The sequence below is a fragment of the Niallia sp. RD1 genome (genome assembly GCF_024219955.1).
Classification (GTDB): Bacteria; Bacillota; Bacilli; order Bacillales; family Cytobacillaceae; genus Niallia; species Niallia alba.
Genome location: NZ_CP100420.1, coordinates 1,308,669 through 1,325,131 on the forward strand (window position 1 = coordinate 1,308,669; position 16,463 = coordinate 1,325,131).

The 16,463-nt window shown below is 35.5% G+C and carries 14 protein-coding genes; 3 read left to right on the forward strand and 11 right to left on the reverse strand.

Annotation, left to right across the window (positions count from 1 at the left end):
• Positions 1-59: 59 nt before the first annotated feature.
• The 10 genes from NKG37_RS06070 to NKG37_RS06115 form a co-directional block, all read right to left on the reverse strand.
• A complete protein-coding gene (locus NKG37_RS06070) occupies positions 60-1,844 on the reverse strand; it encodes a DUF2357 domain-containing protein (protein WP_254415978.1) in 1,785 nt (594 codons plus the stop codon).
• A gap of 11 nt (positions 1,845-1,855) precedes the next feature.
• Positions 1,856-3,337 carry a hypothetical protein gene (locus NKG37_RS06075; protein WP_254415979.1) on the reverse strand — a complete coding sequence of 494 codons (1,482 nt, stop codon included), beginning with the start codon at positions 3,335-3,337 and terminating at the stop codon, positions 1,856-1,858.
• A gap of 16 nt (positions 3,338-3,353) precedes the next feature.
• The gene (locus NKG37_RS06080) at positions 3,354-4,052 is read right to left on the reverse strand and encodes a hypothetical protein (protein WP_254415980.1); all 699 of its coding nucleotides are present in this window, start codon (positions 4,050-4,052) and stop codon (positions 3,354-3,356) included.
• 85 nt (positions 4,053-4,137) lie between these two features.
• Positions 4,138-5,406 carry a DNA cytosine methyltransferase gene (locus tag NKG37_RS06085; protein WP_254415981.1) on the reverse strand — a complete coding sequence of 423 codons (1,269 nt, stop codon included), beginning with the start codon at positions 5,404-5,406 and terminating at the stop codon, positions 4,138-4,140.
• A gap of 5 nt (positions 5,407-5,411) precedes the next feature.
• Positions 5,412-6,491 (reverse strand): DNA cytosine methyltransferase, encoded by a 1,080-nt coding sequence (locus tag NKG37_RS06090; protein WP_254415982.1) that lies wholly within the window; start codon positions 6,489-6,491, stop codon positions 5,412-5,414.
• A 433-nt stretch (positions 6,492-6,924) separates the two neighbouring features.
• Entirely contained in the window at positions 6,925-7,158 is a 234-nt protein-coding gene (locus NKG37_RS06095; protein ID WP_254414818.1) for a DUF5348 domain-containing protein, read from the reverse strand.
• Positions 7,155-7,955, reverse strand: a complete 801-nt coding sequence (locus NKG37_RS06100) for an ExeA family protein (RefSeq protein WP_367976433.1) — start codon at positions 7,953-7,955, stop codon at positions 7,155-7,157. The genes NKG37_RS06095 and NKG37_RS06100 overlap by 4 nt, the downstream gene beginning before the upstream one ends.
• The gene (locus NKG37_RS06105) at positions 7,948-9,303 is read right to left on the reverse strand and encodes a DDE-type integrase/transposase/recombinase (protein ID WP_254414816.1); all 1,356 of its coding nucleotides are present in this window, start codon (positions 9,301-9,303) and stop codon (positions 7,948-7,950) included. The genes NKG37_RS06100 and NKG37_RS06105 overlap by 8 nt, the downstream gene beginning before the upstream one ends.
• 41 nt (positions 9,304-9,344) lie before the next feature.
• A complete protein-coding gene (locus NKG37_RS06110; protein ID WP_254414815.1) occupies positions 9,345-9,809 on the reverse strand; it encodes a DUF6431 domain-containing protein in 465 nt (154 codons plus the stop codon).
• A 634-nt stretch (positions 9,810-10,443) separates the two neighbouring features.
• Positions 10,444-10,866, reverse strand: a complete 423-nt coding sequence (locus tag NKG37_RS06115; RefSeq protein WP_254415983.1) for an NUDIX hydrolase — start codon at positions 10,864-10,866, stop codon at positions 10,444-10,446.
• 569 nt (positions 10,867-11,435) lie between these two features.
• Here NKG37_RS06115 and NKG37_RS06120 point away from each other — a divergent pair.
• Both NKG37_RS06120 and NKG37_RS06125 read left to right on the forward strand, forming a co-directional pair.
• Positions 11,436-11,612 carry a hypothetical protein gene (locus tag NKG37_RS06120; protein WP_019382834.1) on the forward strand — a complete coding sequence of 59 codons (177 nt, stop codon included), beginning with the start codon at positions 11,436-11,438 and terminating at the stop codon, positions 11,610-11,612.
• The gene (locus NKG37_RS06125; protein WP_254415984.1) at positions 11,605-13,125 is read left to right on the forward strand and encodes a recombinase family protein; all 1,521 of its coding nucleotides are present in this window, start codon (positions 11,605-11,607) and stop codon (positions 13,123-13,125) included. Before NKG37_RS06120 ends, NKG37_RS06125 begins: the two co-directional genes overlap by 8 nt.
• A 218-nt stretch (positions 13,126-13,343) precedes the next feature.
• Here the strand turns inward: NKG37_RS06125 and NKG37_RS06130 are convergent, their stop codons facing one another.
• The gene (locus tag NKG37_RS06130; RefSeq protein WP_118977697.1) at positions 13,344-14,687 is read right to left on the reverse strand and encodes an IS1380 family transposase; all 1,344 of its coding nucleotides are present in this window, start codon (positions 14,685-14,687) and stop codon (positions 13,344-13,346) included.
• A gap of 124 nt (positions 14,688-14,811) precedes the next feature.
• On the opposite strand from NKG37_RS06130, the gene NKG37_RS06135 reads away from it, so the two are divergent.
• Entirely contained in the window at positions 14,812-16,278 is a 1,467-nt protein-coding gene (locus tag NKG37_RS06135) for a recombinase family protein (protein WP_254415985.1), read from the forward strand.
• Positions 16,279-16,463 lie beyond the last annotated feature (185 nt).

Here is a 16,463-nt window from a genome sequence, read left to right on the forward strand (position 1 = left end):
AATATGAATTAGCAAAGAAGGCAAAAGAGAATGAAAAAATACTCTCTTTTGCCTCTTTTTTAACTCTGCATGTGGTTAATAATATCTGATATAAATGACTTTAGCTTAGATCTTGCATCTGTATTATTCGGTGCTAGTGGCACTGCTCCAATACCCGGAATAATATCATTACCTACCTGAAAGTTCCGGAATTCATTTCCGGGATAAAGTACATAGGCTCCTAATGTATTAAGGATCCCATCCTTGTACGCATGCATTTTTATAATGTCTTCTTTCTTGCTTGATTTGATTTCCGATTCTAAATCATTTAAGTTATCAATTTTATATTTAGCATCAAAATGAATTAAATAATTAGGATAATCCTTACCCTCGTTGGAAAATTGGAATGTAAAGTCAGGCCTGAAACTCAGCGAATAAGATTTTTCTCCCTTTGTATGTCTGCTAAATTCTTTATTATAGTAGAGTGTAAGCATAGTCTTTCCTTTCTGAAAGACTAGACCACTGGCTGAACCTTTTCTTAAATTGAAATTAACTTTACTGTCATTTGTAAACAAATTGATGGTCTTTATTTCAGACCCCAACAACTCACGAAGTATATTTCGAAGTATAAAAAAACACCAAACCTCGTATAATTCGTAAACAGGTTTTACATATATATCATTTGTGACAGCCATTAGTGGGTTCCAATTTAATTGCATTCCACTTTGTAACCTTAAATCAAGTAATAGTACATCCTGATAACCGGCTCTATTTTGTAAGACTTGAGAGTTAGAAGGGAAAAAGTTCATTCTGCCAATACCCCTAAATTCATATAAACTTAGGTAATTCTCTATGATATCCAACCATTTCCTTACCTCTAATTCATACAACAAAAAAATTTTTTTAGGATTTCCCATATTTGTATTTTGTTCTAGCGTCTTATGAAGTTTTTGAATAATAAAATGTAACTCTTCTAAAAAGGCTTTAATATAACGATTTTCAGGAGTGTCATTAGTTTCATTTTTTTCCGTTGTAACTATTCTTTCCGGTGTATATCCATTAAATTTTTTATCTAATATCCCCTTTGGCTTCAAGTCTAAATGAAAGATCTTTTGAGCCATTAACTGAGTATCAGGCAACTTACCAAGTCCTATAGGTTCATGTATTTCATTAGAGTAGAGCTTATTGTGAAACTTTAAGAGTACGGTATCTATAGCTTCCGGAAGTTCCTTCATAATGCTCCTAAGCTGGAATATTTGGCTAAATTTATCTGAATGTAACTCGTTATTCGATATATGTATCCGAGTTAATCCGCCAAATTGCATTAGCAGGTTACTGGATTCCTCTGCAATTTCATTTAAAAAGTAAGTATAATCTCTCTCATAATCAATTTTTCTAGCCGCAATTTCACAGAGAAATACTTCTGCTGTTCCAAGGGAAAGATCTAATGTTCCCACAAAGTTCTTAGTACTGAGTTCACCTATAATTTCAACGAATAACTCTCCGTGTATATCTGTTTCTCGCCAATAATCCATAGGAAAAAATTCAATATAATGATTTGTATAGTTATCTATAAATGGCCCTGAATCCTGAGTTAAACTCTGTTTAGGAACAATTGCTGTTATTATATATGTCCCTTCTTCCCTTAAAGCAAAAGGGTGAAACAGGTTAGAAGAATCTTCATTGTATGATATCATTGGTGTTATTTCTTCGAGCATTTTAGCCTCTAAAAAGGCGGTTACATTGTAATGTACATTTTCATTTACTAGTTGAGCTGACGGTCCAATCCCCCCGCTATTCCTTTGTACCTTGAGGCTTTTTTTAGAATTTGGCCATTTGATAATAAATTGGTTTAAAGAAAGCATAACTTAGCCACCTAACTAATAAATGATGTGTAGCCTACACTATTGAGCGTTGCTTTCATTTTATGTAGCTTAGCTATACTCTTTGGCAAATCTAATTTATTCCGAACTATATCGGTTTCAATCCTAGCTGGATAACCCATCGTTTCTTCCTTAACTGTAATGTTTACAAAAGAATCTTCAAATGTTTCTTTGTTTAAAAACTTAATCAGTAGTTCCAACACATCGCCTAATTGTCTTCTGTTACCGTGGAGTTTTGGAAGGACCTTTTGCAATAACACATTATCCATATAATCAAACCAACTTGCGCTTGATTTATTATATATAATTGAAAAATACAGATACTCAATAGTTTCCTTGAAAATCCTGTATCCAAAATCAAAATTAGCTATCTTTAAAATGTTATAAACACCCGAAAGAAGGGACTCCATTTGCTTTTTGGCTTCATTAAAACTTGATTGGTCTCCCCACTTACTCTGTAAGTACAAAATGGGATCCACTCCTTGCTGTTCTAACTCTCTATATTCGATTGAAGTTCTAAAGTGATTAAGCACAACATCCCCATCATGTAAGTTATTACTCTGTCCATAAGACCCACTAAAATATTTTGAAGGGTGTATTGTTTCGAGTTCAATAATATGCGCTCTATCTAAAACTTTTGGTGAAAACATATAGGTTGTCTCATCAACATTAACTGTACCGATAATAAAGATATTGGGTGGCAACGATATATAATCGTTATTACTTAATAACATTTCTGCACTTTCTAAGACTTTTGGATCAACATGACTAATGTTTCGTAAGGTATCGACTATCACTGACACATGATTGGTATCTATTATAGGTATACCTCTTGCCTCTGAAGTACTTCTGTTAGCCTCCATAGCAGAAAGAAATGTACTAAAGTATCTTTCCACATGCGACAAGTTCATTTCATCTAATATGAGAAAATGCGGCAAATAGCGGTTGTCTGGGTGCAACGCCTTTAAAATTAACTCAACTAAAGGCGTGATCTCATATACTGTTCTACCATCTGGTCCAAATGGATTTACGAATCCCAGCAGGTTACGTGAATCAGTCCAGTCGGCACCAACCGGTATCAAAACATGCCTTTTTTCCTTTGATAACCTGACTGCTGCCCCTAACTGTATATCAGTAGAAACATCGTCTAATAGATCCCAAAAAGCTTCATCATTGCATTTCACCTGTATATTCATCTCTATTTGAACTTCAAACTGACTTTCATTAATCTTTGCTACAAACACATTTGAATCGAGACATAGCTCTCTTATTTCCTCTTCATCTCGATTCAATATTCGCCCTCTCTTATTAATCGCTAGAGGTAACCATGTGTTGACACGATAGTTTTTACTCTCAAGGTATTCAGCCAATTTTAAAGCAAGTCTTGTTTTACCTGTACCAGAATTTCCGGTCAGTACTACAAAGGGCTTAGCTAATAACGAAATAATATAATTATCCATAATCAATTTTTCCAATGTATTAAGTACCCCCTTATCTATAAACTTGAATCAAAGGACTTGGGTAACTTAACATATCTACAAAATCCTCATGTTCAATATTTTCAAATTCATCGGCAGATTTATTATATATATTACAGTGCTTAATCAATTCCTCCAAATCAATTTTGTTTGTTAAGCGGTATAAATCTCTTTGGCCTGTAGGCTCTAAAATTTTGGCATCGACCAATCTATGTAGAAATATATTAACTATTTGTCGCTGATTTGCAGGAGTTTTGGCGGATAGATTAAATTCTGAAATGTTATTTATATTGTTTTTTGTGATTGTACCTCCATTCTCCCTAATTACCATAAGAACTTCATAAAGTGGATGAACCACCTTACCAGATATTAACTGATTGAAGTTCAATAAGTAATTTAACATATATTCACTGGCAAGGATTTTGCTATCTAAAAAATCTTTTGCAAGCTTGGATAACTCATAATGTTCTCCTACTTTCCTTCTGAACACTCCAAGCTCCCTTCCTAACGTATATGCACTTAACCATTGTTTTTTTGTACCTATATATTTCTTCTTTCCACCCTCAACATACATATCTAGCATCTCTGCAAAGCCAGTACGCATTTCTTCTTGAGTCTTATATAAGTGAGCTGTCTGTGTATAAGCCATAAGCAGTGCTTTAAAGTCTTTTTTTCTCCATATATCAAAATAAAGGCTCTCATTATTACGCATTTTGTAATATCCCCTCCATTTTCAGTCCCTAAGAATAATGTTAACAAAATCAGTAAAAAAAGACGACCTTATTAGGCCGTCTTTCCTATATTTTATTATAAGCTTCGCTTTTTTCATAAGAATATTCTTCATAATCATTTGAAAGGATTTCAGCAACAGCACGGGCAAGTTTTTCGGAGAACTTTGGCGGAACAGCATTTCCAATCATCTTGTAGTTATCTCCCGCACTACTGATAAATTGATAATCATCATCAAATGTTTGAAGTCTTGCTGCTTCTCTAACAGTTATTGATCGTGCTTGGTTTGAGTCCGGATGTATATGTCGCAAACCATCCTTATATAGATGGGCAGGAATTGTGTTACTCTGTTCATCCCACCGTAACACATAGTACTTGTGTACATTAGATTTTTTTCCCGTGGTCTCAGTATAAAGTCTTTTCAAGGCTTCTGTTGATACGTATTTAAAAATCCTTTGTTCAATATCCTTAGTTAGTAACTTAAAAATTCCTATATCTCTCTTACTGTGATACCTTGGATCATGATTCGGAACTTTTACTTCATTTGGTATATGTGAGTATTTCTTTCCATTCTGTTTAATATCCTGTTCTGATGGGTATAAAGGTGGAAGATTTCCAATTGCATCTCTAACTGTACTTTTATTTGCCTCTTTGTACTTAGGTAACACTCTATGATAAAAATCTAAAAGTACTTTTTCAGGATTTTTAAACATGGACTTATTTAGAGCTAATATAATTACTCGATTCCTCTTTTGCGGAATTCCAAACTCAGTAAAGTCCAAAAGTGCATGCTCTTTCAAGTCATTAACAATTTGATAACCAGCGTCTTCAATTTCTTTTCTAATTAACTCAGTTACCGGAGTATCACCCGGTTTTGCACTCAGCATACCTTGAACATTTTCAAAGACAAATGCCTTTGGACGATATTTTTTTACCACTTTCATGTAGCTTTCAAATAAATAGTTACGATAATCATCTCTCATACCGTTCCCATCTCTAATACGTCCAGCTATGGAATAGGCCTGACAAGGTGGTCCACCGATAATCAAGTCCACATCCTTATCACCTATCAGTTGGTCTAACCCCTGATTGGAACCATATTTCTCATCATTGCTCCAACCAGAGAATAATTCATCTGTCCGCTGTAGGTCAAAAACTAATACACGCTCTTTAGCATCGGATATATCCCATTTAGTCTCTAACCGATTTACTAGATTACTCGCAGGTGCTTTCTCCCATTCAACTGCTGCTAACAGGTTATACATCCCTGTTTTTTCAAAACCATCAGACAATCCACCACAGCCCGCAAATATATCAATTACATTGTATTTACTCATCTATTTCACACTTCTTGTTCTATCTTTAGATAGGTTTTTAATTTTTTTGCAATATGGTATCCGAGTAAAGGTGGAACTGCATTACCAACTTGTCGATACTGTTGTGTCTTTGTTCCATAAAACACAAAGTCGTCTGTAAAGGTTTGTAACCGTGCATTTTCACGTACTGTTGGTACCCTATTGTATTTATAGTGGAAATGGTTCCTATGGCCAGTGTCAATTGTCTTAGAAGGCTTTTGACTATGATATCTTGTCCAAGCTTCATTAAACTTCCGACTTTCCCCAACTCCCGGAGGTAAATCTTTATGGTTACCACCCTCCGGCACCAAAGAAATTACCTCTTTTACATGATCTGTATGTTTTGTTCCTACATGATTATATAGGACAGATGTTTTTTCCCTCATGTATTTTTGATAGTCGGTTAACGGTTGATTCATATATACATCTATTTCATCACCAAGATTGTTATCTTCTCTATCATGTAAATCACTAATAGCTTCCCCACAAGTAACATATTCGTGTGGGAAATGAGTCGGTTCTGGGAATACAAATGGTGTTTCACCTTTAATACCGACAAAAAATATTCGTTTTCGTATTTGTGGTACACCATAGTCAGGCGCATATAACACTTGATAATTAACCGTATAACCTAATTTTGAAAAACTCTCTAATATTTCATCCTTAGCCTTACCTTTGTATAAGGTTGCAAGACCCGGAACATTTTCTAAGACAAAAGCTTGGGGTTGAAAAACTTTTGCGGCCTCCACCATTGATTTGAATAATGTATTCCTTTTATCATCGGCATCTCTCGGTCCAGTCAATGAAAAACCTTGGCATGGAGGGCCACCAACTATGAGATCTACTTTTTTATCTCCTATTACCTTTTGCATTTCAAGGATCGTAGCAGGATCAAATAAATCTGCTTGTAAAGTTTCAGCATTCCCATGATTTTCCTTAAATGTTTTAAGAGCTATCGCTTCGTTATCTACCCCAAGCAATACCTCGAACCCTGCATCCATAAAACCTCTGGATAACCCTCCGCACCCGGAAAACATATCAATTACAGTAGGTTTTCTCTCTAGCATTTATTTCACTCCCAGTACTTCATTCTATATACATTATATCAGAACGTACATTCTTATAGAAATCACATATTCTATAATTATATGAAATTAAGCATTATACATAAAGTATAACTTTTTGTAAATACATGGATTTCCTCTTTTCATCGTTCATATTACTTACAACTTTAGTAATTTTAAAAAAGGAAAATGCCATTCCTATATTAAGTGTTAACTTTGAGTTTGTTAACACTTAATATAGGAATGGCATCATTTCTCACTCAATACATTTTAATAAATTTTGTTTTGACGTATAGTTATAAAAAATTTATCTAAAAAGAAGTTGTTAATGCTAAACTATATTGTCCAGAAATTGACGGTATACTTTGTCCCGATTTTGATGGAGAAAATGACCAAAAAATGGAGGCTGCGAATCACTAAGCCTCCATTTTCAATATCAAATTCCAATTTTATATATCTCATTTTCCTTTAAATCAAGCTTTACACCTTCAGATCCCATTACAATATACCACTGCCTATCTAATTCCAACCGACAAGGAATTCCAATGTCTCCTTCAATACAAAGTTCAAAAAACTCACCACAATGTATCATGTAGTTATCATCATCCATTACCACTGACCAGCAATCTAAATCCTTCTCATAGATCATATTCAACCACAGTCTGCTCATGACAGTTCCCCCTGAATGACATGCTTAACCATATGATCATCAATGATACGACGTCCATTTTGGGCTCCATACAGGAGACTGTGTGTGCATAATTTATTTATAAGTCTTGGCGTTCCACCAGAAAACCGATGAATTTCCTCCAAAGCACCGTCTGAAAAGATTTGTTGGTCTACCCCAGCATAATCTAGATGTCGTGAGACATATTCATTAACCTGAGCCTGATCATAGTGACTTAATCTAAATTGAATATCAATTCTTTGGCGAATGGCTGCGTATGATTGAAGACGCAGACGGTCCCATAATTCACTTTGTCCCACAAGGATAAGAGCCATCGGACTTTGCGCATCCATTTTAAAATTCAGTAAAAATCTAACCTCCTCAAGCATCTCACGGTCTAACAGGTGGGATTCATCTATTACAACTACGGGTTGGATCCCATGAATGCCTCTCATTAACTCAATTTCCCGATGTAGCTGCCGTTTTGCATCCCCTCGATAAAATTTCGCTTCCGACCCCAACTGCTCTAATAATCCTTTATAAAAATGCCGGGGAGTTAGTTTTGAATCGGATAAATATAGTACTTGAAATTTGCCGCCATCAAGGCCATCGACAAATTTCCGAATTGTTGTGGTTTTCCCAGTGCCACAATCTCCGGTTAATACGGCAAATAACTGTCTTTCTGCCGCATACTTTAACCGGCCCAAAACTTCTTGCATCGTAAACGATTCATAAAGTTGAGTTGGAGGAACATCCCGAGTAAAAGGGGTATGTTTCATTCCATAAAAGTCCTCAAACATCTTCGCCATCCTCCTTCCAAATAGCACGGAAAGAAACGGCTGGAGCTTGCTCAATTTTTCGTTCTTGATGCTTCTGTTCGGCTGCTTTAAGAAGTCTGGAAGAATCAGTTTTATGTGATTGGAGATGTGAAGGCAATGTTGGACGTTTCCCAGCTCTTTCACCAATCACAAGCTTTTTGGCTTTCCACGGGGAATGCCCCTCGTATTCAATTGTTAGCTCATCCAAGTACGCAGGGTCATAAACAACATCTACTTGACGACCAATAAAGGATAGGCCAACCTCATATTTCTGATCCATAAAACTAATGCATCCCGACTTATCTACTTTCCGCGTCTCACAATGCAAGAATGCATTCGCTAGTTTGTCAGGATCAATAAATCGAAGGGCTTTTTTATCGCTTCGAAAAGCAGTTTCAGGGCTAATGTTCTCCCCAAGACCGGAATGTGGTTTATTTTGATAACACTCTGATAACCATACTTGAAAGAGCTCATTCAAGCGATCTAATGAATTGGGCTTTTCAAGCGCTGCTTCACCTAAGAAAGAGTCTACCACTCTATTAAAGCGTTCAACCTTTCCTTTTGACTCAGCCGCATACGGTTTTGCATAGATTAGCCTTGTGCCTAATTTGGAACAAGTACGAGACATCCACCTAGTTCTGTACTGTTTACCGTTATCAAAATAAACAGCATCAGGGACGCCGTATTTTTGTATAGCGTTTCGAAAAGCATCTTCTATAATCCTGGAATCTAGGGTAGGATAGAAGGCACCATGCAGAATAAATCGGGTTGCGTCGTCTATTATAGCTACTAAATAGACCTGCTTCTTCGTGCCGTTTGGTCCAATGGGCAAATAAGGTCCATATTTAATATCCGATTGCCACAGCTGGTTACGATGACGCTTTTGAAATCGTCTAGCCGCTACTCCTGTTTGAGAGTAGAGCCTCATTTGCCTAGAACTATATCCTCTTTCAGTTAACTTTTCTTGAAGGGTTGAACGTTTTAGCTGCCCTGGTTTAGCCAAGCCCTCCCACTCTAGTATTTGAATAATTTGGGCAACACTTCTAGTAGGGGCTTCTTTTCGAAGAAGAATCGCTTGATCCAATAAATGCGAGGGAATGCCCTCTTTTTTCATTTGTTCTGAGATTCCTTTTGGCTTTAGCCCTTCAAAACTTTCATTACGATACTGCTCAAGGTAACGTCTGATTGTCCTTTCAGAAAGACCGCTGGTCTTACATATATGGTTTTTCAATTCCTTTGCTTTTCCAGCATCTAGCCCTTCCGCCAACAAAGGGGCAATGAGTTGGAACCTTTGTACTGCAATCTCTTCTGCCTTTTTTTGATTTCTCATGATAACACTCCTTTTACAAATGTGATTATCATGAGTGTAAATCAGCTTTCTTCGGACAAGAATGCAGAACGGGTATGTAGCCACAAATTAAAATTCACAATTGGCCGGACAATTCTCTCCAGCCATCTGGGGGCATTCCCCACCAGCCGTCCTATTCTTTGAAGTGCAGGCTCTGAATTTGCGGACGTCAAATTCAAAGGGACCTCGCCTTGTTTAGTTCGAAGCACAATAGACATAAGACAATTAGCCCAGTAATCTACAAAATAATTAAACCAATTTAACCAACGAAATAGGGTAGACTCATCAGCTGGAACATCATGTGAAGAAGGGTTCGAAAGAACCGACTCAATACACTCTGCCTTATACCTCTTATATGGAACTAAGAAATCTGGTAATTCATGATGAATCCGGCCGCATTGATCACAACCTAATCGCCGAATGTTGTATACTTTTGTCTCTCCAGAACTTTCTCTTGATTTTCTATCTCTAGTACCAATTACGCTCATGCTTTTCCCGCAACAGGGAGAAGGAATCCTCCCCGCACCTCTAACTAAAAACTCCTTTGTTTTCAATTAGTTTATAATCTGATACAATAATCATATGGTTTTTTAGGGGACGTCTCCCGTATATCTGTTGGCGCAGGTATACATAATGGGAGGCGTCTTTTCCTTTCTCCAGAATCATAATCATAAATGTCGAAATGTTTCGAATCATGTACATATGGACATTATAACCGTCTAATTCTGGACAGGCAACACCGTCAACTTTCGGTCATTTTGAATTAGCAAAAACAAGAAGTTTATCTCTTACAAAATTCTAAACATATACTCTTTCAAAAAAAATATTTTTGCCTATATATAAGTTAAACTAAAGAATGTCGCAGTTTATATCGTTGATTGGAGCGGAAGTCGCCGACTCCTGCGGGAGAAGCGGTCAGGCAAGACTCCACAGGCGCAAGGGCGCCGAGGAGGCTTGCCGCCCGCCCCGCGGAAAGCGTGCGACAAGAGCGGAAATCAACACATGTAAGAAACATTAATTCAATCTATATAGCTTAAATTATTTAGTGAATGATTTGTTATGATTTTTCTCCATGGTAAGTGAACCACTTATTGATACAATCACTTTTCAAGGAAGATGATATTAATTCAATACTTCTATAGAGAAAACATTATTTTTCTCAAAATCAGTTATTATTTCCGGAGACAATAGTAATCTCAATTGTTCTTTAGTGGCCCACTTGAAACTAGAATGTTCCTTAGAAAGAATAGCAGTACTACTATCGCTACTACATAGATAAGTCAAAATAACAACTTGTCTTGTTGGATCCGTTTTGAAGGTAGTAGCATATAAAAGTTTCTCTACTGTAACAGATAATCCTACTTCTTCTTTAATTTCTCGTAAGAGTGCAGATTCTAAATCTTCTCCAAACTCTATTTTTCCACCAACACATTCCCAAGTCCCGCCGCCGATTTTATCTTCTTTTGCACGTTGAACTATTAATACCCTGCCTTCATTTACAATAACACCTTTAAGAGCAACAACTATTTTATTTGAGCTTTTCATTCTTCATACTCCTGTTTATATTCTGATCTCGGTTAGTAACTATGGGGCAAAATTTTGCACAACATCTCTGATAAACATAATTCCACCAATAGTAAGCAGAAACAGTATAACAGCTAAAGCTATGGCTAACTTTTTATTGTTTCTCTTTATAACAATTAGGATGATTAATACCATAAAAACTAAGAAAAATAGTAAAAAATACATATTCGCCCCCCTCATACTAAAAAGAATTCATAGAATTAAACATCTTGTTATTTTGCTTATATTAAAACATTGATGTAAATAAATAATCCACCCCGCTACACTGTGAACCGTTAGGGTGGATTATTTTGCTCTATATCCACAATGGCCTTGCCATATGGAAGCAAAGGATTTAATCCCTCACTTTCCTCATTTTAACATTCTTAACTGATCTTTTCACCCATAAATACCATTATATTTTTCTGAATATTTAAACTTAAAATTTTTATTCTTAATATCTTAAAATATTAAAATTTCGAAGGTACTATGTCTTTCAACCAGATATAGCCGGCAATTATTTGGATTTTTATATTCGAGGAAGATTAATTATGAAGAAGGAAATATCATCTGACTATAATTCATACTATGATTCATTTCTCATAGATAAGGACCAAGCTGAAATAAATGCTTCTGACTTTTTATATTATATTTCTGAACTAATTATTAAACATTCAATGACCCTAGAAAAAAAACTCATGAATGGAGAGAGTGTAGTTAATGAGTAAAAATAAAAAAAACATGAGAAATAAGGAAGTTCGTAGAAAAAAAAGAGCTTATGCTTATTTGAGAAAAAGCCCCAATAAATTTACTGATAACACATCAATTGAAAAACAACTTGAAGAAATTAAGAAATACTGTGAAGAAAATGATATTGAGTTAGTTGATACGTTTACTGATGATCTTAAATCAGGAAAATCGTTTGAAGGCAGAGATGGGTTTAAAGAAATGTACAATAATGTAATTAGATCGAAGGATAATGTAGACTATATCATTGTCTTCAAACAAGATCGAATTTCACGTGATACATTAGATACTTTGTATATTATGAAACGACTTAACTCATTAGGAAAACACCTTATATCAATTAAAGACAATGTTAATACTGAAGATCCAGCTTCAAAAATTCTTGTTCATATATTAGCATTAGTAGCCGAACTTGAACGAGAATTTATTAACATGAGAACTTTCTCTGGTATGGAAAAGAGAGCAGAAGAAGGCAAATTTTTAGGTGGTAAAGTCTATGGTTATAAAACATCTAATAAAAAGTTAGTTATTGAACCTAAAGAAGCTAAAGTAGTGCAATTTATTTTTAAAAAATACGCAATTGAAAAGTGGGGCTATAAAAAAATTGCTTCATATCTAAACCTTCAAGGAATTAAAACAAAAAATAAGCAGTATTGGACCATTAATACTGTCAAAACGATTCTAGAAAACCAAATATATATAGGAAATACCAAGTGGAGGGGAGAATACCGAAAAGGTGTCCATAAGAAAATTATTGAATTACCTCTTTGGGATCTAGCCCAAGAGACAATGAAAACAAGAAGTTATAAACAAGAAAAGGTTCATCCGGGTTCCTATCCACTATCAGGACTTTTAAAATGCCCTGAATGTGGATCTTCTATGGTTCAAGGTAATAGCAGCTCTAAATATAAGTATTATCAATGCAGTAAAAATAAAAATAGTGGCAAGGCAGCTTGTTCATCAAACCTTGTAAAAAAGGAATATGCAGAAGAGACCATTTTACATGAGCTAAACAATTTTTTCCAAAATCTCAATCTAGCACCTTATATTAAATCTGCAACAGATTCATTACTGTGTTTTGAACTCGAACCTTTATATAAAGAGGCAGAGAAAATTGAAAAAGAAATAAAACATATTAATAAAAAGATGGAAACTGTCATGGACTTACTCGACGATGAAACTGTCCCATTCGACGAGAAAGTATTTAAAAATAAACTTTTGGGTTATCAAGAACAGTTAAATAAACAAAAATTAATACTAGAAGAAATTAATGTTCAAATAAGATTTAAAAAAAGTCAAATCTCCAACGAAATCATTGCTTACTCTGTAAAAAATTTTTCAGATTTATATGAAGTACTTTCTGATGAGGAAAGAAAATCACTGTGTCATTATATAATTAAGGAAATTCATATCTTTAAAGAAGAGAACACAAAACAGCGTAAAATAAAGAGCATAATTTATAATTTTAGTCCCGATAACTTGTCATTAGTATAGGAGAAAAGGAGAACTGTCCTTTCTCCTTTTTTTATTTTCACTGTATCATTAACCTGAATCCGTGATAAAAAATAATTCTTCCGATAATTTTAGGAATTCCTTATTTTCTTGCCATTCGTACTAATTTAAGTTGGATTGATTGTTTTTTGTGTACACTAAATAAAACCTGCTTACCTATAATTTTTTTCAGGTCTTATTACCTATTCAGTTTCCTAGGCTTATGTTGTAAATGAAAGATACAGTCGTTTAAAAGTAGGAAACCAAGGACTATGATTTCCAAACTTTAAGTAAATTCTTCGGGAATGCTTTACCAATTTTGCAGCTAATGTAATCAAATTCTGGATAACCGTTTTTACTCGGCGACGGAAGACCTTTCTTTTAAGCGGCGCATCCCCTGATTTCAGGCTTTCTTGGCCAATAATCCGAAGGAGATTGTAGGTTAAACATCCAAGATGTAAGATTAATTCATTGGTGGCAAATTTCCCAGAAGGGAAACGTTCTAGGTCTAAATCCGTTTTTAATTCACTGTGGAATTGTTCACAAGTGGCATGTTCGTGATAAAGGCTAATTATTTCCTCTGTTTCATTAGGTAGGGTAGTCCAATAGCTCTCAAACTCAACATCTGGGATTAAGAGGATTTGGCCGTTTTTATCAATCGTTCTTTCTGTTACTTTATAGACTTGGCGAATGGCTTTTTTCATTCCCTTTGGAGTTGTTTCTAAAGCACCATAGAATACACGTTTTCCTTCTCGCTCCTGAACGCATTTACCGAATTGTTCAGCTACCATGAGCCAGTTTTCAGGCTTTTCACGGCGAGGATTTCGTTTAATTATGAAATCGGCCTTTTCATTCACACAAACTTTTAGGTTTTCGACACTATCGTTTCCTGCATCCATACGGACCAATAACGATAGATCAGTAATCATCCGAGAATATATAATACTTTTCTCGAGAAATTTCTCAGTATCCTTTTGAACGTGTGTGCTTCCCTCCCGAAGTTCCACATTTACAACGTAGCCTTCTTGACCCAAATAGGAGAAGTTAGGGGAATACCCGTCACATCCTTTGTATGTGCGACTAACCCCTTCTTTCTTAGTATTTGAGTTATCAAATGGCGATACATCAATATCCAGAGGTACGTATGATTTTTTGTCACTAGTAATTGTTGGAGTGACAGGAGAATCAAATTGCCGTATTAGTTTAGCCGATTCTTCCAGAACAATGGATTTCCATCCAGTCACCTTGGCAATTTGATCGAGTCGTTGCCGTAGTGTGGGACTTGATGGAACCACTTGAATATCCAATGCACGATAAAAGAAGGGATCATCTCGAAATTCTTCGATATGGTCGAAATCATTCTTACCTTGGCACAATAGACCCACATAAGAAGTGGTAACATCCCCATTAAGAATGGCCGGAGACGACTTGATTTCTGGGACCTTTAAGGATGAAAAACGTTTGTAAAATTTTGTTTTTGATAAAAGCAAACCTATTAAACCTAGACCCGAATGGGTCGTTAATGTATCATCGGAATCTTCTAAAATAAACTTAACCAATTTCAACACCTGCCTGGTGAAATAAAATTATCAACATAAATCAGCTGATAACATTATTATATCAGGCTTTGTGGGCACATTTATTATTAATTACGTCACGGACTCAGGATTAATACAAGGAGGTAATGCAATGGAAATTCAAAAGGTAGCTATTTACGCACGTGTTAGCACCGAGGAACAAGCATCTGAGGGCTATAGCATTAGCGCTCAATTACAAACTCTTCGACAATACGTAAATCTTTATAATTGGGAAATCGTCGACGAGTATGTGGATGAAGGGATTTCTGGAAAGAATATCACCGGCCGCCCTGCTATGCAAAGACTTGTAGCAGAAGTTGAACAGGAAAAATTTCAGGCGGTACTTGTATGGAAAATCTCACGTTTATCGCGGAATATGTTAGATACTCTTACTTTGTTAGACAAATTTGAAGATTACGGAGTAAAGTTTATCTCTTATTCCGAGAACTTTGATACCAGTAGTCCAATAGGCCGTCTAGTCGTTCAGCTGATGGCTTCTATTGCCGAAATGGAACGAAATACATTGTCTGAGAACGTTAAGCTTGGTATGAAACAACGAGCCTTAGAAGGTTCATGGAATGGCGGTGTTATATTCGGTTATGATTCTATTGAAAAGGAACTCGTAATAAACAAAGAGGAAGCTGAAGTAGTTAAACAGATATTCACTCTTTATTCCCAAGGAAAGGGCTTAAAAGCCATTGCAAATCAGCTTAATAAAAATGGGTATCGAACCAAACGTGATCGTCATTTTTCTATAAATGGAGTGGCAACTATTTTAGACAACCCAGTCTATAACGGAAAAATTAGTTGGTTAAAGGTTGAAAACTGGGATAAGAAGAGAAGAAGAGGCAGAAATGATAATCCTATTTTAGTAGAAGGTCAGCATGAAGCGATTATCAATGATGAACTTTGGAGTCTTGTTCAATCTCGTAGGAAAAGTAAATCGTTCAAGCAAAGACAATCCAACGAACCATTTCTATTGAGCAGTATCTTACGCTGTCCTGATTGCGGACAAGGGATGGTACCTTCAATTACTACTTACACTTTAAGTGACGGTACCAAAAGAAAGCACAGATATTATGTTTGCAGTGATTTTCACAACAAGGGATCAGCAGCCTGTAAAGCCAATTCAGTTAAAGCCTATGATGCTGAAAATGCTCTGTTCCAACGTATAGAGAGCTTTTTATCCAATAAACAAAGGTTTGATGAAACTATTAACTCATTAACTAAAACCTCAATTGAATCCATAAAAATACTAAAAAAAGAACTGGAAGAAACTGATTCGAAGTTAGAGGAAACACTAGCACTTCAGAATAGATATCTAGAAGCTTTTGAACAAAATCTTTTTCCTGTTACAGTTTTGCAAGAACGATTACAGCAAGTGGCTATTGAAAAGAGTGCAATTGAACAAAAGAGGAATAACTTAATAACGGAAATAAGTAAATCTGATACAAAAGTTATCCCTCCTGAGTTGGTACATCTTCTATTAGGAAAATTTGTAGAAGTCTATAAGTCCTCTACCAGAGATAAACAAAAGCAATTGCTACAGCTGTTGGTTAAAAAGATCACTGTTGGATGAACAAATGATCATCTACGTCAAATTGATAAAGTTGAACTTGAATTTGATTTTACGGAAGTTAACCTTTCAAATACGTTTACACTTATCCACATGCTCTATTTAGAAACAGGAAAAGAAGGCTTATCAACACCTTCTAATTCTGAATCAAATGGAAAATATCCACCTTATCTTCAACTTTTTTTGCC

Coding starts and splice junctions, on each gene's coding strand:
- NKG37_RS06090 (WP_254415982.1), bottom strand. CDS start 6,491: ATGCTAGAGAGAAAACCTACTGTAATTGATATGTTTTCCGGGTGCGGA.
- NKG37_RS06070 (WP_254415978.1), bottom strand. CDS start 1,844: ATGCTTTCTTTAAACCAATTTATTATCAAATGGCCAAATTCTAAAAAA.
- NKG37_RS06110 (WP_254414815.1), bottom strand. CDS start 9,809: ATGAGCGTAATTGGTACTAGAGATAGAAAATCAAGAGAAAGTTCTGGA.
- NKG37_RS06125 (WP_254415984.1), top strand. CDS start 11,605: ATGAGTAAAAATAAAAAAAACATGAGAAATAAGGAAGTTCGTAGAAAA.
- NKG37_RS06135 (WP_254415985.1), top strand. CDS start 14,812: ATGGAAATTCAAAAGGTAGCTATTTACGCACGTGTTAGCACCGAGGAA.
- NKG37_RS06085 (WP_254415981.1), bottom strand. CDS start 5,406: ATGAGTAAATACAATGTAATTGATATATTTGCGGGCTGTGGTGGATTG.
- NKG37_RS06095 (WP_254414818.1), bottom strand. CDS start 7,158: ATGAGCAGACTGTGGTTGAATATGATCTATGAGAAGGATTTAGATTGC.
- NKG37_RS06120 (WP_019382834.1), top strand. CDS start 11,436: ATGAAGAAGGAAATATCATCTGACTATAATTCATACTATGATTCATTT.
- NKG37_RS06105 (WP_254414816.1), bottom strand. CDS start 9,303: ATGAGAAATCAAAAAAAGGCAGAAGAGATTGCAGTACAAAGGTTCCAA.
- NKG37_RS06080 (WP_254415980.1), bottom strand. CDS start 4,052: ATGCGTAATAATGAGAGCCTTTATTTTGATATATGGAGAAAAAAAGAC.
- NKG37_RS06100 (WP_367976433.1), bottom strand. CDS start 7,955: ATGTTTGAGGACTTTTATGGAATGAAACATACCCCTTTTACTCGGGAT.
- NKG37_RS06115 (WP_254415983.1), bottom strand. CDS start 10,866: ATGAAAAGCTCAAATAAAATAGTTGTTGCTCTTAAAGGTGTTATTGTA.